General features: G+C 73.6%; 17 protein-coding genes. 4 read left to right on the top strand and 13 right to left on the bottom strand.

The annotated features are described in order from the left end of the window. Positions 1–133 precede the first annotated feature (133 nt). The 3 genes from FJR00_RS06775 to FJR00_RS06765 all read right to left on the bottom strand — a co-directional run bounded on the left by FJR00_RS06775 (position 134) and on the right by FJR00_RS06765 (position 3,152). The gene (locus FJR00_RS06775) at positions 134–379 is read right to left on the bottom strand and encodes a hypothetical protein (RefSeq protein WP_075956984.1); all 246 of its coding nucleotides are present in this window, start codon (positions 377–379) and stop codon (positions 134–136) included. A gap of 106 nt (positions 380–485) precedes the next feature. Continuing rightward, positions 486–2,567, bottom strand: a complete 2,082-nt coding sequence (locus FJR00_RS06770; RefSeq protein ID WP_141338023.1) for an elongation factor G — start codon at positions 2,565–2,567, stop codon at positions 486–488. Positions 2,568–2,666: 99 nt separating this feature from the next. Further along, on the bottom strand, positions 2,667–3,152 hold the full coding sequence (locus tag FJR00_RS06765) for a MarR family winged helix-turn-helix transcriptional regulator (RefSeq protein ID WP_141338022.1): 486 nt from the start codon (positions 3,150–3,152) through the stop codon (positions 2,667–2,669). Positions 3,153–3,235: 83 nt separating this feature from the next. Between FJR00_RS06765 and FJR00_RS06760 the strand changes: the two genes are divergently transcribed. Further along, positions 3,236–6,547: an efflux RND transporter permease subunit gene (locus FJR00_RS06760; RefSeq protein ID WP_141338021.1), complete on the top strand. Its 3,312-nt coding sequence runs from the start codon at positions 3,236–3,238 to the stop codon at positions 6,545–6,547. A 33-nt stretch (positions 6,548–6,580) separates the two neighbouring features. Here FJR00_RS06760 and FJR00_RS06755 read toward each other — a convergent pair whose 3' ends face one another. Beyond that, entirely contained in the window at positions 6,581–8,224 is a 1,644-nt protein-coding gene (locus tag FJR00_RS06755; RefSeq protein WP_141338020.1) for a BCCT family transporter, read from the bottom strand. An 87-nt stretch (positions 8,225–8,311) separates the two neighbouring features. Further along, positions 8,312–9,691: a glucose-6-phosphate dehydrogenase gene (locus FJR00_RS06750; RefSeq protein WP_141338019.1), complete on the bottom strand. Its 1,380-nt coding sequence runs from the start codon at positions 9,689–9,691 to the stop codon at positions 8,312–8,314. 63 nt (positions 9,692–9,754) lie between these two features. Between FJR00_RS06750 and FJR00_RS06745 the strand changes: the two genes are divergently transcribed. Further along, a complete protein-coding gene (locus FJR00_RS06745; protein WP_141338018.1) occupies positions 9,755–10,312 on the top strand; it encodes an SNARE-associated domain-containing protein in 558 nt (185 codons plus the stop codon). 19 nt (positions 10,313–10,331) lie between these two features. Here the strand turns inward: FJR00_RS06745 and FJR00_RS06740 are convergent, their stop codons facing one another. From FJR00_RS06740 to FJR00_RS06710, 7 genes are all read right to left on the bottom strand, one after another. Further along, positions 10,332–11,363 carry a lactonase family protein gene (locus tag FJR00_RS06740; RefSeq protein ID WP_141338017.1) on the bottom strand — a complete coding sequence of 344 codons (1,032 nt, stop codon included), beginning with the start codon at positions 11,361–11,363 and terminating at the stop codon, positions 10,332–10,334. Between the two features lie 25 nt (positions 11,364–11,388). Further along, a complete protein-coding gene (locus tag FJR00_RS06735) occupies positions 11,389–12,576 on the bottom strand; it encodes an MFS transporter (RefSeq protein ID WP_238330361.1) in 1,188 nt (395 codons plus the stop codon). 96 nt (positions 12,577–12,672) lie between these two features. Continuing rightward, a complete protein-coding gene (locus FJR00_RS06730) occupies positions 12,673–13,257 on the bottom strand; it encodes a class F sortase (protein WP_141338016.1) in 585 nt (194 codons plus the stop codon). A gap of 52 nt (positions 13,258–13,309) precedes the next feature. Continuing rightward, positions 13,310–13,969 carry a hypothetical protein gene (locus tag FJR00_RS15705; protein WP_181409531.1) on the bottom strand — a complete coding sequence of 220 codons (660 nt, stop codon included), beginning with the start codon at positions 13,967–13,969 and terminating at the stop codon, positions 13,310–13,312. Between the two features lie 131 nt (positions 13,970–14,100). Next, positions 14,101–16,242, bottom strand: a complete 2,142-nt coding sequence (locus tag FJR00_RS06720) for a cation:proton antiporter (RefSeq protein WP_141338015.1) — start codon at positions 16,240–16,242, stop codon at positions 14,101–14,103. 90 nt (positions 16,243–16,332) lie between these two features. Further along, positions 16,333–16,662, bottom strand: a complete 330-nt coding sequence (locus FJR00_RS06715; protein ID WP_141338014.1) for a hypothetical protein — start codon at positions 16,660–16,662, stop codon at positions 16,333–16,335. Next, on the bottom strand, positions 16,659–17,567 hold the full coding sequence (locus FJR00_RS06710) for a hypothetical protein (RefSeq protein ID WP_141338013.1): 909 nt from the start codon (positions 17,565–17,567) through the stop codon (positions 16,659–16,661). Before FJR00_RS06710 ends, FJR00_RS06715 begins: the two co-directional genes overlap by 4 nt. A gap of 40 nt (positions 17,568–17,607) precedes the next feature. Between FJR00_RS06710 and FJR00_RS06705 the strand changes: the two genes are divergently transcribed. Then, positions 17,608–18,702, top strand: coding sequence for a hypothetical protein (locus FJR00_RS06705; RefSeq protein ID WP_141338012.1), 1,095 nt, complete (start codon positions 17,608–17,610; stop codon positions 18,700–18,702). Positions 18,703–19,049: 347 nt separating this feature from the next. On the opposite strand, the gene FJR00_RS06700 is transcribed toward FJR00_RS06705, so the two are convergent. Continuing rightward, positions 19,050–19,664 carry a biotin transporter BioY gene (locus FJR00_RS06700; RefSeq protein WP_141338011.1) on the bottom strand — a complete coding sequence of 205 codons (615 nt, stop codon included), beginning with the start codon at positions 19,662–19,664 and terminating at the stop codon, positions 19,050–19,052. 258 nt (positions 19,665–19,922) lie between these two features. Here FJR00_RS06700 and FJR00_RS06695 point away from each other — a divergent pair, with 258 nt between their 5' ends. Further along, positions 19,923–20,942, top strand: coding sequence for a 6-phosphofructokinase (locus FJR00_RS06695; protein ID WP_141338010.1), 1,020 nt, complete (start codon positions 19,923–19,925; stop codon positions 20,940–20,942). The last annotated feature ends 39 nt before the right edge of the window (positions 20,943–20,981 follow it).

The raw sequence follows: 20,981 nt of genomic DNA, 5'->3' as shown, positions 1-20,981 counted from the left end.
CCTCCTGACGGGGCGGGTCGCTCGTCGCTGAGGTCGGCTCGTCGCGACCTCCATCGGCCTGCACGGCGATGCAGGTCGTTGGCACCCGACCTCACCTGCCGCCTCCCCTCAGGGTCGGCGGAGGGCGGGCTCGTCACATGCCGCGCGGACGCTCCGGGGGGACGTTGCCGTGGCGGGCGATCGACTCGGACCGGTCGTGCTCGTCCTTGACCCGGACGGGCCCCTGCCCCTGGAGGCGGGTGGCCACGTGCACGACCCCGGCGATGAGCACGGCCGCGGCCAGGAGCAGGAGGAGACCGGTGTCGGTCACCAGGCCGGCCACGAACGCGGTGACCGCGACGAGTGCGTAGACCAGGCTGAGGACGACGACGGTGGACATGCCTCCATGGTCCCAGATCCGACCCCGGTCGTCAGGTGGAGGACGACCGGGGGGCAGGTCGGCCGGTGGTCTCCCGGGTCGGGTCGGCCGGTGGTCCCCGCGTCCGTCAACCGGTGATCTCCCGGGCCAGCGCGGCCGGCATGTAGTCGTAGCGGACGAACTCCCGGGTGAAGCTGCCCGAGCCGTGGGAGACCGAGCGCAGGTCGATCGGGTAGCGGGACAGCTCGTGCTGGGGCACCTCGGCCCGGACCACCGTGTGGCCCTCGACGGGGGCCGGCTCGGTGCCCTGGACCTGGGCGCGGCGTCCGCGCAGGTCGGCCATCACCGGACCGACGAACTCGTCGGCCACGGTGATCTCCACGAGGTCGACCGGCTCCAGCAGGGAGACGGTGGAGCTGTTGGCCGCCTCGCGCAGGGCCTGGCCGGCCGCGTTCTGGAAGGCCATGTCCGAGGAGTCGACCGAGTGGGCCTTGCCGTCGACGAGGGTGACCCGCACGTCGACGCAGGGGTAGCCGGCCAGCACGCCCTCGGCGAGCTGGCTGCGCAGGCCCTTCTCCACCGAGGGGATGAACTGCCGGGGCACCGCGCCACCGACGACCTTGTCGACGAACTCGAAGCCCGCACCCCGCTCGAGCGGCTCGATCTCCAGCTGGACGACGGCATACTGCCCGTGCCCGCCGGACTGCTTGACCAGGCGGCCCTGCACGGGGACGGGCCGCACGAAGGTCTCCCGCAGCGAGGTGCGCACCGGCTCGGTCTCGACCTCGACGTGGTGGCGCTCGGCGAGCAGCTGCAGGACCTCCTCCTGCTGGGCCGGGCCCAGGGTCCACAGCACGACCTGGTGGGTCTCGGGGTTGTGCTCCAGGCGCAGGGTGAGGTCCTCGCTGACCAGGCGCTGCAGCGCACCGGCCAGCTTGTCCTCGTCCTTGCTCTTCGCGGCCTTGATGGCCACGGGCAGCAGCGGCTCGGGCAGCAGCCAGGGCTCGACGAGCGCGGGCCGGTCGCCGGAGGAGAGCGTGTCGGACGTCTCGGCGGTGGACAGCTTGCTCACCAGCACCAGCTCGCCGGCGATCGCGGAGTCGCGGGCCTCGGCGCCCCCGGGGACCGGGGTCGTGATCTGGCCGACGCGCTCGTCGTCCTCGTCGTGGCCGGGGTGGCCGGGGACCTCGTGCCCGACGACCCACTCCAGGTGGCCGCTGACGTGCAGCCGGTCGCCGGAGCGCAGCGTCCCGGAGAAGATGCGGACCAGCGAGAGCCGCCCCACGTAGGCGTCGGTCATCGTCCGGACCACCTGCGCCACGAGCGGTGCCTCCGGGTCGGCGGCGACCTCGAGGACCGTCTGGGCGTCGGGCGTGGTCACGGTCGGCACCCAGGCCTGGTCGGGCGAGGGGAAGGCCGCCACGACGAGGTCGAGCAGCCAGGGCACGCCGGTGCCGGTCGGCGGGTGGACCGGGACGATCGGGAAGAAGCGGGCGGTGGAGATGGCGGCCCGCAGGTCGGTGCGCAGCCCCTCCAGGTCCAGCTCCTCCCCGGAGAGGTAGCGGTCCAGGAGGGTCTCGTCCTCGGAGGTCTCGATGACCGACTCGATGAGGGTGGCGCGCCGGTCGGCCACCGCGTCGGCCTCGTCCTCGGCGAGCTCGCGGGTGGACCCGTCGGCGTCGACGCGGACCTGGTCGAGCAGGTCGACGACCCCCGTCAGCTCCTGGCCCTCCAGCACGGGCAGCGCCAGCGGGACCGCGTCGCCCAGCAGGCGGCGGCACTCCTCGACGACCTGGTCGTAGTCGGCCCGGGCCAGCTCCAGCTGGGTGACGGCCACGAGGCGGGGGATCCGGGCGCCCTCGCACTCGCGCCACAGCATGCGGGTGGCCTCGTCGATGCCGCTGCCGGCGGCCACGACGAAGACGACCGCGTCGGCGGCCCGCAGCCCCGCCCTCACGTCGCCGACGAAGTCGGGCCGGCCGGGGGTGTCGACGACGGTGACGACGGTGCCGGTGGCCTGGTGGACGGTGCTCGCCACGCCGAGGTCGGTCGAGGCCTCCTCGGCCTCCTTGACGTGGCCCAGCTGGCCGGTGGTCAGCTGCTCCAGGAGGGCGCTCTTCCCGGTCCCCTGCGGTCCGACCAGGACCACGTTGCGCAGGTGGGCCGGAGAGGCGGGGGGCGTGAAGGAGGAGGCGCCGGTGCGGTTCATGGGGCCAAACCTACGCCGCGAGGGGGACGGTCGGCACGAGGGGTATGCAGCTCCGGGCGGCTCGCGAAGGGGTCCCGGTCGGGCCCCGACGGCGTCCTCTCAGGCGTCGGCGGCCTCGCGGGAGCGCTCGTCCTCGACCTCGCGGGCGGCGTCGCGCATCCGGTCGGTGAGCCGGGCGAGCTCGCGCAGGTCGTCCTCGTCCAGCCGGTCGAGGATGCGGGCCTTGACCCGGTGGACGGGCACCTCGAGCTCGGCGAGCATCTCCTCGGCCTGCGGGGTCAGGTGCAGGAGCACGCGACGCCGGTCCTGCGGGTCCTGCTCGCGGTCCAGCCAGCCCTTGGAGGCGATCCGGTCGACGATGCCGCTCATGGTGGGGGTGGACACGCCGAGGGCCTCGGCGAGCTGCTGCCCGGTGGACCCCGGGGCCGCCCGGAGCACGGCCAGGACCTGCAGCTGCCGCAGGGTGAGGTCGGCCGACGTGGGGACCGGCTCGACCCACCGCATCGCGACGGCGTGCAGCTCGACCTCGGCGGCGGCGATCCGCTCGCAGAGGAGACGGCGCGCGTCGGTCCGGACCGGGGTCACGTCGGGTGCACCTCCTGACGGGGACGAGGGGGGTGTCCAACGTTTAGGGAGAGGCTAACCGTTGGCCGTAGGCTTGGCATCCTATGGCACGCCTCACGCTGTTCAGCGTCCGCAACCGGGCCCTCATCGCCCTGACCACCCTCTTCGCCGTCCTGGCCGGGCTGTGGTCCACGGTGACGCTGCCGCGCGAGCTCTTCCCCTCGCTGCAGTTCCCGGTGCTGGCCATCACCACCGCCGTACCGGGGTCCGGCAGCTCGGTGGTCGAGGAGCAGGTCACCGAGCCGCTGGAGATCGTCGCCCAGGGCCTGCAGAACGTCGTGGAGGTGACCTCCACCAGCACCGACGGCTTCTCCTCGGTGGTCGTGGAGCTGGACTACGGCACCGACATGGGCGCCGCGCAGACCTCGCTCCAGCGGTCGGTGCTCTCCGCCTCCACCGGCCTGCCCGACGGGGCCGAGCCGCAGATCTTCGCCGGCAACCTGGATGACTTCCCGATCATCCAGCTGGCCGCGTCCGGCGGGCCGGACAGCGACGCCCAGGACCTCGTCGACCGGCTCGAGCGGCTCGTCGTGCCCGAGATCGAGGACATCGACGGCGTCCGGGCGGTCACCCTCTCCGGCGTCTCGGACCGGATCGTCACCGTCGACCTGGACGAGGACGAGGCCGCCGAGGTGGGTGCCGACGTGGGTGCCGTGGCCCAGCTGCTGCAGACCAACGGGGTGGTCGTCCCGGGCGGGACGGTGCTCGACGGCGACCGGGAGCTGCCCGTGCAGGTGGGGTCCCGGCTGACCTCCGTCGAGCAGATCGAGGCCCTGCCCCTGCTGACCCAGGCCACCGTCGGGGCCCGGCAGGCCGCCGCCCAGCAGCAGGCCGCCGCCACCGAGGCCGAGGAGGCCGCGCAGGAGGCCGGCACGGCGGCCGACGAGGCGGCCGCCGCCGCGCAGGCCGACCCGACCGACCCGGCCCTGGCCCAGGAGGCCGCGGCCGCCGCCGCCGCGGCCGAGCAGGCGACCGCCGCCGCCGAGCAGGCCCGGGCGGGGGCCGACGAGGCCGGGGACGTGGAGGTGCCCACCCTCGGGGACGTCGCCGAGGTGACGCTGGAGACGCGGGAGGCGACCGCATACACCCGGACCAACGGCGAGCCCAGCGTGGGGCTGGCCATCACCAAGACGCCGGACGGCAACGCCGTCGACGTCTCCCGCGCCCTGGAGGACCTCCAGGAGGAGATCACCACCGCCCTCGACGGCGGCGAGCTGGTCACCGTCTTCGACGGGGCGCCGTTCATCGAGAAGTCCATCGAGGACCTGGCCACCGAGGGCCTGCTGGGCCTGGGCTTCGCCATCCTCGTCGTGCTCGTCTTCCTGCTCTCGGTGCGGCTGACCCTGGTCACGGCCGTGTCGATCCCGCTGTCGCTGCTGCTGGCCCTCATCGGGCTCTCGGCCCTGGGCTACAGCCTCAACATCCTGACCCTGGGGGCGCTGACCATCTCCGTGGGCCGGGTCGTCGACGACTCGATCGTCGTCATCGAGAACATCAAGCGGCACATCGCCCGGGGGGACGAACGGCGCACCGCCGTCGTCGAGGCGACCCGCGAGGTGGCCGGCGCGATCACGTCGGCGACGATCGCCACGGTCGCGGTGTTCCTGCCCCTGGGCTTCGTCACCGGGCAGGTCGGCGAGCTCTTCCGACCGTTCGCTGTCACCGTGGCGCTGGCCATGCTCGCCTCGCTCCTCGTGGCGCTGACCATCGTCCCGGTCCTCGGCTTCTGGTTCCTCGGCGGCAAGGGCCGCCACGGTGGCCGGGCGCGTGCCGACCACGACGCCGACGACTACCCCGACCGGCTGCAGAAGGCCTACCTGCCCGTCCTGCGCACGGCCCTGGCCCGCCCCTGGCTGACGCTCGGGCTGGCCGGCCTGCTGCTCGTCGCGACCGGGTGGACGGCCACCCAGCTCAAGACCGACTTCATCGGCAGCTCCGGCGAGAACACCCTGCAGGCCACCCTCACCCTGCCGACCGGCACCCAGCTGGAGGAGACCGACGAGGAGGCCGCCCGGGTCGAGCAGTGGCTGGCCGAGCAGGACGAGGTCGAGTCCTACCAGGTCGTGGCCGGCAGCCCCGGGGGCATCGAGGCCGTCTTCATGGGCAGCGGGGCCAACACCGCCACCTTCGCGCTGACCCTCGTCGAGGGCGTGGAGGGGGAGGCCTTCGGCGAGACGATGGCCGCCCGGTTCGAGGAGCAGCTGCCCGAGGGCGCCTCGCTCGTCACCGCCGCCGGCCAGCAGATGGGCACCTCCAACCTCGAGGTGGTCGTCCAGGCCCAGGACGAGGACGACCTGCGCGCCGCCGCCGACCAGGTGACCGAGGTGATGGCGCAGGTCGGCGCGGCCGACGTGACGAACAACCTCACCGACACGGTCCCCGCCCTCCGCGTGGAGGTCGACCGGGCCGCCGCCGCCGAGGTCGGCGTCGTCGAGTCACAGCTGGGCCAGCTCGTCCAGGCCGCCACCGACGGGGCCCGCGTGGGCCGGGTCGAGTTCGACGCGCAGCAGCTCGACGTGCTGCTGCGCCAGGGCGAGGCGGCCGACGTGGACGCCCTGGCGGACCTGGAGGTGGCCACCGACGAGGACGGCGAGGCGGTGCGGCTCGGCGACGTCGCGGAGCTGACCACGGTCGAGGAGGCGGTCTCCATCACCCGCATCGACGGGCTCCGGGCCGCCACGGTCGAGGGCCGCCCCTCCGGCGACGACCTCGGCGCGACGACGGCCGAGCTGACCGCCGCCCTGGAGGACCTCGACGTGGCCGAGGGCGTCCAGGTCGAGGTCGGGGGCGTCAGCGCCGAGCAGGCGTCCGCGTTCCGCTCGCTGGGGCTGGCGCTGCTGGCCGCGATTGCGATCGTCTACCTCGTCATGGTGGCGACGTTCAACTCGCTGGTCCAGCCGCTGATCCTGCTGGTGTCCGTGCCGTTCGCGGCGACCGGGTCCGTCGCCCTGCTGCTCGTCACCGGCTTCCCGCTCGACGTGGCCTCGCTCATCGGCCTGCTCATGCTCATCGGCATCGTCGTGACCAACGCCATCGTGCTCATCGACCTGGTCAACCAGTACCGCGACCGGGGCATGGACCGGCACGAGGCGGTCGTCGAGGGCGCCCGGCACCGGCTGCGGCCGATCGTCATGACGGCGGCGGCCACGATCCTGGCGTTGACCCCGCTGGCCCTCGCGGTGACCGGCGGCGGGGCCTTCCTGTCCCAGCCGCTGGCCATGGTCGTCATCGGCGGTCTGATCAGCTCGACGCTGCTGACGCTGATCCTCGTGCCCGTGCTCTACGAGCTGGTCGAGCGCGGCGCGGCCCGCATCGGCGGCGAGCGCCACTCCCGGGGGCCGGAGGCGGCGGCCTGAGCCGGGCCGCCCCCGGCGGGCGGGGGTATGCGGTCAGGGCGCCGGTGAGCTGCCGGCCCTCCGGTCGTCGGCGTCGCCCGTCTCCTCCTTCGGGATGATCGGTCCCTCGCCGGCGGGGACGCGGCCCTTGCGCACGACGAACCCCTCCTCCCGGAAGGCCATCACCAGCATCGGCACCATGGCGAAGACGAGGATGAACACCGGCAGGCCCATGACCGTGATCACCTGCTGCAACGAGGTCAGCGCCTCGTCCCCGCCGAGGACGATGAGGCTGGCCGCGACGGCGCCCTCGGACACGCCCCAGAACACGCGCTGACGGGTGGGGCCGCCCTCGGCCTCGCCGGAGCAGAGCATGTCCACCACGAGGGAGGCCGAGTCGGAGGAGGTGGCGAAGAAGAGCGCGACCACGACGATGGCGATGCCCGAGGTGAGGGTCGCCAGGGGGAAGTTCTCGAAGAAGGCGAACATCGCCAGCGGCACGCTCTCGGCGACCGCCGCCGACAGCTCGCCGCCGCTGCCGCCGATGCCGTCCAGCTCCATCGCCGACCAGCCGAAGACGACGAACCACACGAGGGTGAAGACCGAGGGGGCCACGAGGACGCCGCCGACGAACTCGCGGATGGTGCGGCCGCGCGAGATGCGCGCCAGGAAGATGCCCATGAACGGCGACCAGGTCACCGTCCACGCCCAGTAGAAGACGGTCCAGCCGCCCTGCCAGCCCCAGCCGCCCTCCTTGGAGAACTCGGCCATGGCGTCGTTCCAGAAGGACAGGCGCACGACGTCCTGCAGGTAGTAGCCCAGGCTCTCGATCAGCTGCCGCAGCAGGAAGACGGTCTCCCCGGCGAAGAGCACGAAGATCATCAGGGCGACGGCGGTGAGGATGTTGAGGTTGGACAGCCGCTTCACGCCCTTGTCCAGGCCGGCGACGATGGAGGCGGTCGCCACGATCGTCAGGACCGTGATGATGACGACCCGCAGCCACACCGCGTCCTCCAGGCCGGTGAGGGAGCTCAGCCCGGCGCTGATCTGGGAGGTGCCCAGGCCCAGCGAGACCGCCAGGCCGAAGATGGTGCCGAGCACGGCGAAGACGTCGATGACCTTGCCCGGGGTGCCGTGGATCCGCTCCTTGAGCAGGGGGTAGAACGCCGAGGAGAAGCGCAGCGGCAGGCCCTTGCGGTAGACGAAGTAGCCGAACGCCAGCCCGGGGAGGGTGAAGATCGCCCACGTGTGGATGCTCAGGTGGTAGAGCGAGATGCTCATCGCGCTGCGCGCGGCCTCGACCGAGTAGGGCTCGACGTCGGGGAACGGCGGGGCGGCGAAGTGCGACATCGGCTCGGCGACGCCCCAGAACATCAGGACGGTGCCGATGCCGCCGGCGAAGAGCATCGCGAACCACGACAGGTTGCCGTAGGCCGGCCGGTCGTCGTCGGCGCCCAGGCGCAACGACCCGTAGCGGCTGAAGGCGACCCAGATGAGGAAGAGCACCCAGGTGGTCACCCCGAGGATGAAGAACCAGCCGAGGTGGGTCACCACCCAGTCACGCCCCTGGCCGAACACCTCCCCCAGCGGCCCGGGGAAGGCCAGCAGCAGGATGAGGATGGCGATCATCAGGCCGGCGGACCAGAAGAAGATCTGAGGGTTGGTCCGCAGGCCGAGCCTGCGTGCTAGTTCGTCCATGACCAGCAACCCTTGCGCAGGCCCGCCCGTCTGTCCACCCCTCCCCCGGTGCCGACGACGTGGGGAGGGCCGGCCGGGAAGACCTGCTCAGCCCGGGACCCGGTCCCACCCGTCGGGGCCGCCGGAGCCCGCGGCATACTCCTCCATCGGCACCTCGTCGGCGCGCCAGGCGTCGAGCACCGGCTCGACGATGCGCCACATCTGCTCGGCGTTGTCGCCGCGGATCGACAGCAGCGGGTTGCTGTCGAGGATCCCGGCCAGCACCTCGCCGTACGGCTTCATCCGGGGCTGCCCCAGGGGGGTGTGCAGCTGCTTCTGCGTCAGCTCGAAGGGGTCGCCCTCGGCGTTGACCGACATCTCGACGGTGACCGCGCCGGGGCGCAGCTCGAGGATGAGCTTGTCCGGCGCGCCGCAGTCGCGGAGCCCGTCCGGGACGTGGGCGGGGGCGCGGAAGGTCACGGTGATCTGCTTGTTGTCGTCGCCGAGGGCCTTGCCGCTGCGCAGCACGAACGGCACGCCCGCCCACCGCTGGTTGCGCACCTGGACGATCAGCTGGGCCAGGGTCTCGGTGCCCCGCCCGGGGTCGACCCCCTCCTCGGCGGTGTAGTCGGGCACCTCCCGCCCCTCGATGGTGCCGGCGGTGTAGCGGGCCCGGCGCGAGGCCGTCAGCGGGTCGTCGCCCCACAGCGTGGTGGCCCGCAGCACCTGGGCCTTGAGGGAGCGGATCTCCTCGGGGTCCATGCTCGCCGGGGACTCCATGGCGAACATGGCCAGCACCTGCAGCAGGTGGGACTGGGTCATGTCGATGAGCGCACCGGCCTTGTCGTAGTAGCCGGCCCGGCCCTCGAGCGCGAGCGACTCGTCGTAGCAGATGTCGACCCGTTCGATGTGCTCGGCGCTCCACAGCGGCTGGAAGATGCGGTTGGCGAAGCGCAGCCCGAGCAGGTTGAGCACGGTGTTGACGCCGAGGAAGTGGTCGATGCGGAAGATCTGGTCCTCGGGCACGACCTTGGTGGCCTGCTCGTTGAGCTGGACGGCGGTCTCCAGGTCGTGCCCGAACGGCTTCTCCATCGCCAGCCGGGTGCCCTCCGGCAGGTCGATCGCCGCGAGCAGCTCGCACACGCCCACGGTGACCTGCGGCGGGAGCGCGAAGTAGATGACGAGGCCGTCCTCCACACCGTCGACCAGCGCGCGCAGCTGCTCGGGGTCCAGGGCGTCGGTCTGCTCGTAGCGGGCGGCGGCCACGATCCGCTCGACGACCTCCCCGTCCACCTCGGCCTCGGCCAGCGAGTCGCTCACCCGCTGCCTCCACTCGTCCTGGGTCATCTCCGAGCGGTCGGCGCCGAGGACGACGACGTGCCGGTCGGGCTCGATCCGCAGCAGCGAGCCCAGGCCGGGCAGGAGCAGCCGGCGGGTCAGGTCGCCGGAGGCGCCGAGGATGACGAGGGTCGTGGGTGCGTCTGCCATGGCGCACAGTCTGGCATCGCGACGGGAAGGGCGCGCGCGGCGACCGATATCCTCGACGGTGGGATGCACATCGTCATGGCCGGCCAGGGCCAGTTCTTCTGGGAGCGGCACGGCTTCGTCGTGGCCTACCTGTTCCTGTTCATGGTGGGGATGCTGCGGGGGCAGGGGACCTACTGGCTCGCCCGGGTCGTGACCGAGCAGACCCTCCGCCGCACCCGGCCCACCGAGGGGTGGAAGGCCGGGGTGCACCGCTGGCTCAGCGGAGACGGCGTGGCCCGCGGGCGCAGCTCGATCCAGCGCTGGGGGCTGGTGACCATCCCCCTGGCCTACCTGACCGTCGGCTTCCAGACCCTCGTGCTGGCGGCCGCGGGGATGCTGCGCATCGCCTGGCCGGTGTTCACCCTCGTCCAGATACCCGGGGCGCTGGCCTGGGCGGCGATCTACAGCACGATCGGGTTCGCGCTGTGGGGCGCGACGATCGCCGCGCTGGCCGGGGAGCCGCTGGCCCTGGCGGCCCTGGTCGCGACAGTCGTCGTCGTCGGGACGACGCTGGCGGTGCGGCGGCGTCGGCGCAACGGGGCGGCGGCCGCGGCGGCCAAACGAGGTGCGCCGCTGCCGTGACGCAGCGGTCGTCCTGCCCTCACCCCACCCAGGTCGGCGCGGCCCAGGCCAGCGAGTGGCCGGTCCGCTCCAGCAGCCCCTCGTCGGTGGACCAGACGTCGACCGACCCCTCCCGCTCGGCGGCCACGAGCAGCAGGTCGCCCTCGTGGCCGGGGACCCAGCCGATGAACCGCGGCCAGTGGCCCGTGACGACCTGCTGGCGCAGCTCGAGCAGCCCCTCGTCGTCGACCGCGTAGACCGAGACGGTGTCGGTGCCCCGGGTCGAGACGTAGACGTGCCGCCCGTCCGGCGACACCACGACGCCGCCGGTGGTCGTCTCCCCCGGGCCGGGGCCCTCGGGCGCGGTCGTGACGGTCTGCACGACGCGCCAGCCGACGCCCCCGGCGGCACCGGTGCCGTCCGCAGCGCCGCCGTCCTCCCGCCGGACCACGTGCACCGTCTGGTCCAGCTCGCCGACGACCCACAGCAGGTCGTCCCGGCCGGGTGCCAGGGCCAGGTGGCGCGGCCCGCTCCCGGCCGGCAGCACGACCTGCCCCACCTGCCGCAGCGCCCCGTCCTCGACCCGCAGCTCCGCGACCCGGTCGGCCCCCAGGTCGCACACGAGCAGCCGGTCCTCCCCGAGGAAGACGGCCTGGTGGGCGTGCGAGGAGTCCTGCCGCTCGTGCGGCCCGTCACCCTCCAGCTGGAGCTGGTCGACCAGCTCCAGCTCCGCGCCCGCCGCGACCAGCCCCACGCTCCCGCTGACGTAGTTGCTCGCCACGAGCCACCGGCCGTCGGGCGAGAGCGCCAGGTGGGCCGGCCCCATCCCGCCGCTGTCCGCCGACGAGACCACGCCCTCCTCGGGGTGCACCCGGACCACGGCCCCCCCGTCGGCCTCGCTGACGGCATACCCCTCCTCGGTGCCGGGGAGACGCACGAGCCAGGAGGGCGCGGGCGGGCCCGGGAGGGCGACGGCGTCCCCGAACCCCGTGGTGGGGTCGTAGTCGACCCGTCCCCAGCCCGACCGGTCCTGCGGCTGGTCCTGCGTGTATCCACCCAGGTGGAGGGTCATCGCGGCTCCTTCTGCTCGGGTCGGGTCACCCCATCGTGGCAGGACGCCCGTGCCGGTGCACGAGCAGGGAGATCCCCAGCACGAGCAGCCCGGCGACCGACAGCCCGGCCCCGACGAGCGAGGGCGCGCGGTAGCCCCAGCCCCCCGCGATGACCAGGCCGCCCACCCACGCGCCGAGGGCGTTGGCGAGGTTGAGCGAGGAGTGGTTCATGGCGGCGCCGAGGGTCCGCGCCGAGCCCGCGACGGCCATGAGCCGCAGCTGGAGCGCGACCACCCACGCCGAGCCGGACATGCCGACGACCGCGAGCGTCAGCAGCGCGGGGACCAGCCAGCGGGAGGTCTGCCAGAACGCCAGCAGGGAGACCGCCGAGCCCAGCCCCATGATGACCAGGGTGCGCAGCACCGACCAGTCGGACAGCCGCCCGCCGAGCCAGGTCCCCAGCAGCGACACCGCGCCGTGGACGAGGAGGAAGACCGGCACCCACCGCTGGTCCAGGCCGGTGACCTCGGTGACGGTGGGCGCGATGTAGGAGTACATCGCGAACATGCCGCCGAATCCGATCGCCCCGACGAGCAGCGACAGCCAGAACTGCAGGTTGCCGAACGCCGCGAGCTCGGTGCGGAAGGACTGCTCCGGCCGGCCGGGGGTCCACGGCACCCACACCCGCACGAGGTATGCCGTGAGCGCGCCGAGCGCGGCGACCGCCCAGTAGGTGGCGCGCCAGCCGAGCTCCTGCCCGGCCAGGGTGCCCAGCGGCACCCCGAGCACCATGGCGATGGGGATGCCGAGCATGACCGTGCCCACGGCGCGGCCGCCCTGACCGGGCGGGGCCAGCGCGACGGCGACGAGGGCGGCCAGGCCGAAGAAGCCCCCGTGCGGCAGGCCGGCGAGGAACCGGGCGACGATGAGCAGCTCGTAGGTCGGGGCGAGCGCGGTGAGCGCGTTGCCGACGGTGAAGACGAGCATGAGGACGACGAGGACCGCCCGCCGGGGCAGCCTGGCGGCGCCGAGCGCGATGAGCGGGGAGCCGACGACCACGCCGAGGGCGTAGGCGGAGATGGTGTGCCCGGCCATGGGGATGCTGACCCCGGCGCCCTCGGCGATCTGCGGGAGCAGCCCCATCGTGACGAACTCGGTGATGCCGATGCCGACGCCGCCGGTGACGAGCGCCAGGAAGGCCAGCGCCCGGGCACGGGCGTCGGGTGCGGGCACGGTCAAGGGACCCCTTCCGGGGGGAGCACGACGACGGGGACGTCCCGAGCGGGACGCCTCCAGGGTACGCGGCCCTCGGCGTCGTGCCGTGCGGTCTCAGCCCTCGACGGCCTCGGCGATGGCCACGAAGTTGGCCTTGCGGTGCCCGTCGTAGCGTTCGCCCAGCGAGTCGTCGCAGGTGATGAGCGCGATGCGGGCCACGTCGTCCTGGTCCCCCCAGACGTCGACGTTGGTCTGCAGGCCCTCCTTGGAAACCTGCGTGGTGTCCGTGATGACGAACTCGCGGACGTCGCCGTCGGCATACCCCACCTGCACGACGTCGCCCTCCTCGACCTCCCCCAGGTCGTAGAAGACGTCCGGCTCGTCGTGGTAGATCATGTGCGCCGCGACGACGGCGGTGCCGACCTGGCCGGGGACGACGCGGCCGGTGCCGGTGTACCAGATCATGTCCCCCTGGTCGGGGTTGATCGTGCCCTGGGCGGTCAGGCCCTCGGGCTTGATCGGCTCCTGGTCGAGACCGGCCTCGCCCAGGCTCACCCACGCCGGTGCGTCCGGCCCCTCGGCGGTGACCTGACCCGAGGCCCCCTCCAGCGCCCCCACCGCCTGCACCGTCAGCGTGCTCAGGCCGAGCGTGCTGACGAGCAGGGCGGTGGGGACGAGGAAGGAGGGGCCTCGGGTCATGGCGTCACCGTGGGGGTATGCGGTCGTGCCGGCGGGTGCGGACGGGTGCGGCTCAGTGCTCGCCGGTCCGGCGACGCATCGCCCAGCCCGCGGCGCCGGCGCCACCCAGGAGGAGGGCGGCTCCGCCCATCAGGCCCATGTTCGGGCCGGACGGGGTGGCGGGGCCGTCGGTCTCGACGGGAGGACCGGTCGGCTTGTCGTCCTTGTCGTCGTCCTTGTCCTTGTCGTCACCGTCGTCGGTGGGGTCCTCGGTCTCGGTCGGCTCGTCGGTCTCGTCGCCGTCGCCCGGGGTCACGCCGTCGTCGTCGTCATCGTCGTCGTCAGCGGCCGTGGCCTGGCAGATGTAGGCGTGGGTGATGTTGCCCTCGGAGTTCCCGGGCACCTCACCCTCGAAGACGTAGTCGCCATAGCCCGACCACGCCTTGACGTCGTAGTCGTTGGCGACCTTGATCACCACACCGATCCAGTCGTTGCCGTCCTCGAGGTACGTGCCCCACGTGTCCTCCGCGACGTTGAGGGTCAGGACCCCCGGATCGCCGCTGACGACCGACTCCTCGCACGACACGTTCTCGTAGCCCTGCCCCGCGAAGTAGTCCTCCCAGTGGGACTCCTGCGGCTGGCCATCGATGGCGGAGGCGCCGGCTGCTCCGGCGAAGAGGACGGCGGCGGCGCCTGCACCGGCCGCCAGCCCTCGGAGGGTCCTGGTGCTCATGACGGTTCCTTTCCACGGCGACGCGTGGGCGGGCCCCACTCGTCCTGCTGCTGAATCCCTTCCGTCACACGAGTCACAAACGACACTCATGTAACTTCAGGCGCACAGGCACCATAGCGAGCAGGGTCGCGCTACGCACGTCCCGTGTCCGGCGTGTCGTCGCCGGAGGATCCCGGATCCTTCTCCGTCGGCTCGGGGTCGTCGTCACCGGGACGCTCGGCCAGCTCCCGGACCCGGTGGGGCGCACCGCCACGGGCCTGCACCAGGGCGACCAGGGCCACCCCGGTCTGCGGCACCGTCGTCTCCGCGGTGACGACCCGGGCGACGCCGTCCTCCACGACGAACATCAGCACGGCGTCGGGCTCCCGCTCGAGGAACACGTCGAGCGGGTGCTGCTCGGTGAGCTTGGTCTGGCGCACCTCCATCCCGTTCGCGATGCGGTCCTCCAGCTCGGGCGAGGACAGCGGCGGGGAGAACGCCACGTTGGTGCTCAGCTTGCTGGCCGTCCTCCGCTTGGCCTGCGACGACCCCTGCTTCTCGGCCGGCCTGTCCTTCGACCGTCGACCGCCGGCACGCCGCCCCGGGGACCGCCCGTTGCCGTGGCCCCGCTCCCCGTGCCGGCGCGCCTCCTTGTCCTGCTGCTTCTGCGCCTGGGCCAGCTGCTTCTCCCGGGGCGTGCTCCCCTCCGGCAGGGGGTCCGCCTGCCGGCGCACGGTGAACGTGCGCTGCGAGCCGAGGGTGTGGGCGAACTCCCGGGCGGCGGTGGAGTTGGTCTCGTCGTCGAAGGTCGCGGCGACCAGGGAGCCGATGCCGGCCAGCTCCATGTCCTCCACCGCGTACTCCGAGAGGATGTGGGTGCGCTCGACCCGCAGGCCGGACAGCCGCGCCTGCATGACCTCGGCCATCGACAGCGAGACCAGCAGAGTGGGCACCTTGAGCTTCTCCAGGACGGCGGCCGACTGCCGGGCCCAGGTGGGTGCCCCGGCGAAGAGGACCCCGTGCGGCGTCGTCGTCGCCAGGCCCAGGCGCTCGGCCAGCCGGCCCACGCCCAGCCCGTAGACGGCCACGGTGATGACGATCGTCATGAAGACGAGCGGGACCAGGTCGGCCGCGGCGACGACCAGGGCGTCCAGCCGCTCGGCCTCCGCCTCCAGCCGGAGCACCTCGGTCGGGTCCAGGCCGCCCTCGCGGCTGGCGACCACGGCCTCCTCGGCGGCGTGCTCCAGCTCGAGGGCGAAGATGCTCGTCACCGCCGCGGCGACGATGCCCCGCGGCGCCATGAACGACAGCAGCGTGCGCTCCTCCCGGGTGGCCGAGGTGCCGGCCAGCCCGAGCCAGATCGAGGCAGGTCGCACGACGAGGATGAGGATCGTCACGAAGACCAGGGCGGTCGGCAGCACGCCCAGCACCTCGGCGGGCGTCAGCCGGCCGGCGAGCAGGACGAAGAGGGTGCCGACGATGAGCACCTGCAGGTGCTCCTTGAACTCCCGGACGTGGTCCAGCCGAAGATCCGGCCGGTTGGCCAGGAAGATGCCGAGCATCGTCACCGTGAGCAGCCCGCTCTCGGTCTGCACCTCGTTGGAGATGACGAGGGCGGCGACCGACGCGGCCAGGAACACGGTGCCCTCGAGGAAGTCGGGGATCCAGTGGCGGCGCAGCGCCACCTCCAGCGCCACCCCCAGCACGACGGTGATGACGGTCGCGACGAGGATCGTGCGCCCCAGCGTGAGCAGCGCGGTCCCGACTGCCGGCTCGGGACCGCTGAGGATGACCGCCTGGAAAACGAGCACGGCCAGGATCGCCCCGATGGGGTCGACGATGATCCCCTCCCAGCGCAGCATCGAGGAGACCCGCCGGGTGGGGCGCAGCTGCCGGACGATCGGGGCGATGACGGTCGGGCCGGTGACCACGAGCAGGGCACCGATGAGCAGCGCCAGCTGCCAGCCCACGCCCACGACGACCCCCGCCGCCGTGATGAGGAGCCAGGCCAGCAGGACCGTCACCGTGCACAGCCGCAGGACGGCCTGGCTCAGCCCGCGCAGCTCGCGGAAGCGCAGCGACAACGACCCCTCGAAGAGGATGACGCCGACGGCGATGTTCACCCCGGCGAACAGCAGGTCGCGGCCCAGCACCGACTCGGGCGGGACGACCTGGCCGAGCGCGAAGCCGCCCACCAGCAGCAGGAGGATGGAGGGGACCTTCAGCTTGTAGGCGATCAGCTGGAAGGCCGAGGCCAGGCCGAGCACCAGGGCCAGGTAGGGGGCGACAGACACGGGTGCCAGTGTGCTGCATGGCCGCGCTGCCGCGCACGCGTCCGACGCGCCGACCCGCTCCCGCCGGCCCGTGCCCTCCGCCGGCCGGGCTCAGCCGGCCGGGTCGTCGAGGTCGTCGAGGTCGTCGAGGACCTCGAGCAGCCCCACGGACAGCAGGGTCGCGACCACCTGCGCCGTGGTGCCGAGCGTGTCCCCCTCCGGCGGCGGGCCGAACTCCTCGGCCAGCACCTCCGCCAGCTCCGCGACGCCCAGGCCGTCCCGGGCCCTGGCGCGCACGAGCGTCCCGAGCACCGACACCCGCCGGACCTGGCCGTCGAGCAGGACGAGCGACTCGCCGTCGCGGTGCAGCTCGTCGTGGGCGGGCACGGTCCGCACCACGGTGCGCGCGGGCGGCATACCCTCCTGGGCCGGGCCGCTCACCACGGCGACCTCCGGGCGCAGATCTCGGCGGCGAGCGGCTCCAGCCCCTCGACCTCGGCGTAGGTCGCGCGCACCGCCCCGCCCGTACGCTCGAGGACGTCCGCGAGCCACCGGAGCGGCCCGTCGGTGCGCATGAACCCCGACGACTCGGGGGTCAGGGCGACGACGGCGTCGAGGGTGTCGAGCGGTTCGAGCCCGACCGGCCCCCGGTGCCCGGGGTCGCGCCGCAGGACCACGATCCCGGCGACCCAGGGGTCGGCGGCCGGCGCGCGCAGCCCGACCAGGCCGGGCGCCTGCTCGTCCTTGACCCCCGCCCAGTCCGGACGGCGCGTGGACAACGGCTTGAGGTATGCCGTCACGCCCCCGTCGCGGCGGATGCCGACCGTCTCGTCGCTGACGTAGGTGCGGACCGGCCCCAGGGTGCGGCACAGGGTCGTCTTGCCGGTGTTGCCCGGGGCGACGAAGACCGCCGTGGCCCCCGTGGCCGGGTCGGCCAGGCCGGCGGCGTGCAGCATGAGCAGGTCGCCGGTGCGTGCGGTGATGACGGCGTGGGTGACCGCCTGGGTCAGGTGCTGCAGCAGCCGGCGGGGGTCGCTGTCGGCGACGGTGCCCCCGCCCCGGGTCCACGGCGGGGCCTGGTCCCCGGGGGCGAGGCGGTGCGCCCGGACGACGACGGGGTCGGTGCCGACGGACGGTCCGCTCGCCCCGGCGGGCGGGGGGGCGTGGGGCGTGCGCTCCGGGCGGAGCGCCAGGTGCCAGCGTTCCCGCAGCTGTGCGGCCAGGTCGGCGGCGTCGTGCCCGGTGACGTGGAGGTCGACGTCCGTGCCCAGCGCGTGCAGGCCGACGACGTGCCCGGGCCGCTCGGGCACGACGTCCTGCTGCGTGACGTCCGGGCTGCCCTCCACGGGCCCAGCGTAGGCGAGCGCCCGGGGCTACCCTCGCCGTGTGGACGTGCCCGCCGACCCCGACGAGGCGCTGGCGCACGCCGTGCAGGCGCTGTATGCGGTGCCCGCCGCCGAGTTCGTCGCGACCCGCACGGCCCTGGCCAAGGAGCTGCGCGGCGCCCGGCACCGGGACGCCGCCAAGGAGCTCACCGGGATGCGCAAGCCGAGCGTCTCGGCCGCGGCGGTCAACGCGCTCGTGCGCGCCGAGGACCCGGTCGTGGACCGTCTCGTCGAGCTGGGCGGCGCGATGCGGCAGGCGACCTCCGCCCTGGACGGCCGGGCGCTCGCCGCGCTACGGACCGACCGGGACGAGCTGCTGCGCGACTGGGTGCGGGCGGCCGCGGAGCACGCCGGAGGGTCGTTGACGCCGTCGGTCGAGGCGGAGGTACGGGACACCGCGGTGGCCGCCCTCGCCGACGCCGACGCGACTCAGGTGGTCACGAGCGGCTCCCTCACGCGGGCGCTGTCCTACAGCGGGTTCGGCGAGGTGGACCTGGCCGACGCGGTCGCCCGGACGAGCACCGGCGTGGTGCTGACGCGGATCGAGGGCGGCCGGGGCGACGGGGAGGTCGGCGAGGACGGGGCAGCGGAGCTCGAGGAGGGCGACGACGAGCCTGAGGAGGAGGACGAGCTCGAGGGTGACGGCGACGAGGACGACGAACTGCAGGATGAGGACGAGCTCGAGGGTGAGGACGCCGAGGACGAGCCGGGGGGCGAGGAGGAGCTGGACGACGAGGAGGACGACGAGCTCGAGGACGAGGAGGACGACCACCTCGACGTCGACGACCTCGAGATGGAGCTGGACGAGGCCGAGAAGGTCGTGGCGGCCGCCCGCGCCGAGCGCCGCCGCCGGGTCCGGGCCGAGACCGACGCCGCCGACCGGGTCGAGGAGGCCGCCGCGGAGGTCTCCCGGGCCGAGGAGGTGCTCCGTTCGGCCCAGGAGCAGCTCAGCACGGCGCAGCGGGCCCTCGACGAGGCACAGACCCTGCTGACGACCGCCCAGGACGACCGGGCCGACGCCGAAGAGACCCTGCGTGCGGCCAGGGAGCGCCGCGACGAGGCGAGGGTCGCCCTCGAGGAGGCCGAGGACGCCTGAGACGGGCGAGACCCCCCGAAAGACGGCGAGACACCGGATATTTGGGGGGTCTCACCGTCGTTCGGGGGGTCCGCCGGTCGAGACCACACCGCGGCTCCGTCGCGTCGCCTCGGTGGACGCCTGGGTGATGTATGCCGGTCCGGCCCGGGCGTGCTTGCAGCCTCGGTTCTCGTCCGACGGGTTGGAGCCCCCCCGAGGGCCACAACCGGTCAGACGAACACGAACCCCGGGAGGCCTGCTCGGCCCGTCTCGGCACCTCGGCACCTCGCCGTCTCGCAGGACGACCTCGCCGGCCCCCTCACCCGGCGGCCGGCCGCCCCGGCGACCGCCCGCAGCAGCCCCCTGCGTCAGCGGCCGGAGCGGTCGTCCACCAGCTGCACGAGCCTCCAGGCCAGCGGCAGGGCCGCGGCGGCCATCCCGGCCTTGATGAGGCCGGGCAGGATGAACGGGGTGATGCCGTAGGCCGCGACCGTCGACAGGTCGCTCAGGCCGAGGACGCCCGCCAGGTAGGGCACGCCCACGAGGAACGGGGCCACCGTCGCGGCGCAGAAGCCGACCATCGCCAGCAGCGGACGACGGTCCCAGGCCCGCTCCGCGCACCAGCCCGCGACGGCCGCGGCCAGGACGAACCCGACGAGGTATCCGAACGTCGGCGAGAGCACCATCGCCGGACCGCCACGTCCCTCGGCGAACCAGGGCACCCCGGCCAGCCCCATGACCAGGTAGGTCGTCAGCGCGGCCGCGCCCCGACGCATCCCCAGCGCGGCGCCGACGAGCATGACGGCCAGCGTCTGGCCGGTGATCGGCACCGGCCACATCGGCACGGTCAGCTGGGCGAGCACGCCGACGACGGCGGCGCCGGCCCCGACGAGGGCGACGTCCGTCAGGGCGGAGCTGCGCGGCAGCAGGCGGTCGGCGAGGACTGCGGCACCCGGGCGGGTGCTCACGGCGGCGGTCGTCACGAGGGTTCCTCCGAAGGCGGTGGCGGCGGGTCGGCCCGTGCGGACGGGGCCGGTCCGGCCCGGTCGGGCGCGGTCTGGCGGACAGACTGCCACAGGCCGCCCGTGACCCGCCGGTAGCCCACGGCACGCCGGTCGCGGGGGAGGCCGCGCACGGCATACCCTGGGAGGTGCATCGACGCCGGTCGCCCGCCAGGGTGGTCGGCGTCTCCCGTCCCAGCCCCCGACCCCGCGCCCGACCGGCGCCGAGGATGGACCCCCATGAAGATCGCCCTGCTGACCGCCGGTGGAGACTGCCCGGGCCTGAACGCCGTGATCCGGGGGGTCGTGCTCAAGGGCGACCGCATCTACGACCACGAGTTCGTCGGGGTCAAGGACGGCTTCCGCGGCCTGGTCGAGGACGACATCGTCCCGCTGCCCCGCCAGCGCGTACGCGGCCTGTCCAAGGTCGGCGGCACGATCCTGGGGACCTCCCGCGTCAGCCCGCTCACCAACGGCGGCACCGCCCGGGTCAAGGAGGTCATGGACAAGCACGAGATCGACGCGCTCATCGCCATCGGCGGCGAGGGCACGCTCACCGTGGCGCGGATGTTCCACGACGACGGCATCAACGTCGTCGGCGTGCCCAAGACGATCGACAACGACCTGTCCGCCACCGACCGCACGTTCGGCTTCGACACCGCCGTGTCCGTGGCGACCGAGTCGATCGACCGCCTGCGCACCACCGGCGAGGCGCACAGCCGCTGCATGGTCGTGGAGGTCATGGGCCGGCACGTCGGCTGGATCGCCCTGCACGCCGGCATGGCCTCCGGCGCCCACGTCATCCTCATCCCCGAGGTCCCGGTCAGCCCCGAGCAGCTGTGCGAGTGGGTGCAGCACGCCCACGACCGCGGCCGGGCGCCGACCGTCGTCGTCGCCGAGGGCTTCACCTTCGCGGGGCAGGCGCAGGTCGAGAGCGACCAGAGGGACAGCTTCGGGCGGCCGCTGCTCGGCGGCGTCGGCGACCAGGTCACCCGCCTCATCGAGGAGCGCACCGGGATCGAGACCCGCAACACCACGCTCGGCCACCTGCAGCGGGGGGGCGTGCCCAGCTCCTACGACCGGGTGCTGGCGACCCGGTTCGGCACCGCCGCCGTCGACGCGGTGAGCAACAAGCTGTGGGGGACGATGGTGGCCCTCCAGGGCATCGACATCGCCAACGTCAACCTCAGCGACGCCACCAGCCACCTCAAGACGGTCCCCCGCGACCAGTGGGACGAGGCCGCGATCCTCTTCGGGTGAGGGGTATGCCGTGCGCGCCCGGGGTGCGCGCCGCCGCGG

This window comes from Ornithinimicrobium kibberense, from assembly GCF_006519705.1.
GTDB classification, from domain to species: Bacteria; Actinomycetota; Actinomycetes; order Actinomycetales; family Dermatophilaceae; genus Ornithinicoccus; species Ornithinicoccus kibberensis.
The sequence above is the reverse complement of the archived record's forward strand: the minus strand, read 5'-3'. Positions and strand labels throughout refer to the sequence as shown.

Bases quoted from the DNA above. Each gene is read 5' to 3' on its own strand.
- FJR00_RS06775 (WP_075956984.1), bottom strand. From the start codon at position 379: ATGTCCACCGTCGTCGTCCTCAGCCTGGTCTACGCACTCGTCGCGGTC.
- FJR00_RS06770 (WP_141338023.1), bottom strand. From the start codon at position 2,567: ATGAACCGCACCGGCGCCTCCTCCTTCACGCCCCCCGCCTCTCCGGCC.
- FJR00_RS06760 (WP_141338021.1), top strand. From the start codon at position 3,236: ATGGCACGCCTCACGCTGTTCAGCGTCCGCAACCGGGCCCTCATCGCC.
- FJR00_RS06755 (WP_141338020.1), bottom strand. From the start codon at position 8,224: ATGGACGAACTAGCACGCAGGCTCGGCCTGCGGACCAACCCTCAGATC.
- FJR00_RS06750 (WP_141338019.1), bottom strand. From the start codon at position 9,691: ATGGCAGACGCACCCACGACCCTCGTCATCCTCGGCGCCTCCGGCGAC.
- FJR00_RS06745 (WP_141338018.1), top strand. From the start codon at position 9,755: ATGCACATCGTCATGGCCGGCCAGGGCCAGTTCTTCTGGGAGCGGCAC.
- FJR00_RS06740 (WP_141338017.1), bottom strand. From the start codon at position 11,363: ATGACCCTCCACCTGGGTGGATACACGCAGGACCAGCCGCAGGACCGG.
- FJR00_RS06730 (WP_141338016.1), bottom strand. From the start codon at position 13,257: ATGACCCGAGGCCCCTCCTTCCTCGTCCCCACCGCCCTGCTCGTCAGC.
- FJR00_RS15705 (WP_181409531.1), bottom strand. From the start codon at position 13,969: ATGAGCACCAGGACCCTCCGAGGGCTGGCGGCCGGTGCAGGCGCCGCC.
- FJR00_RS06695 (WP_141338010.1), top strand. From the start codon at position 19,923: ATGAAGATCGCCCTGCTGACCGCCGGTGGAGACTGCCCGGGCCTGAAC.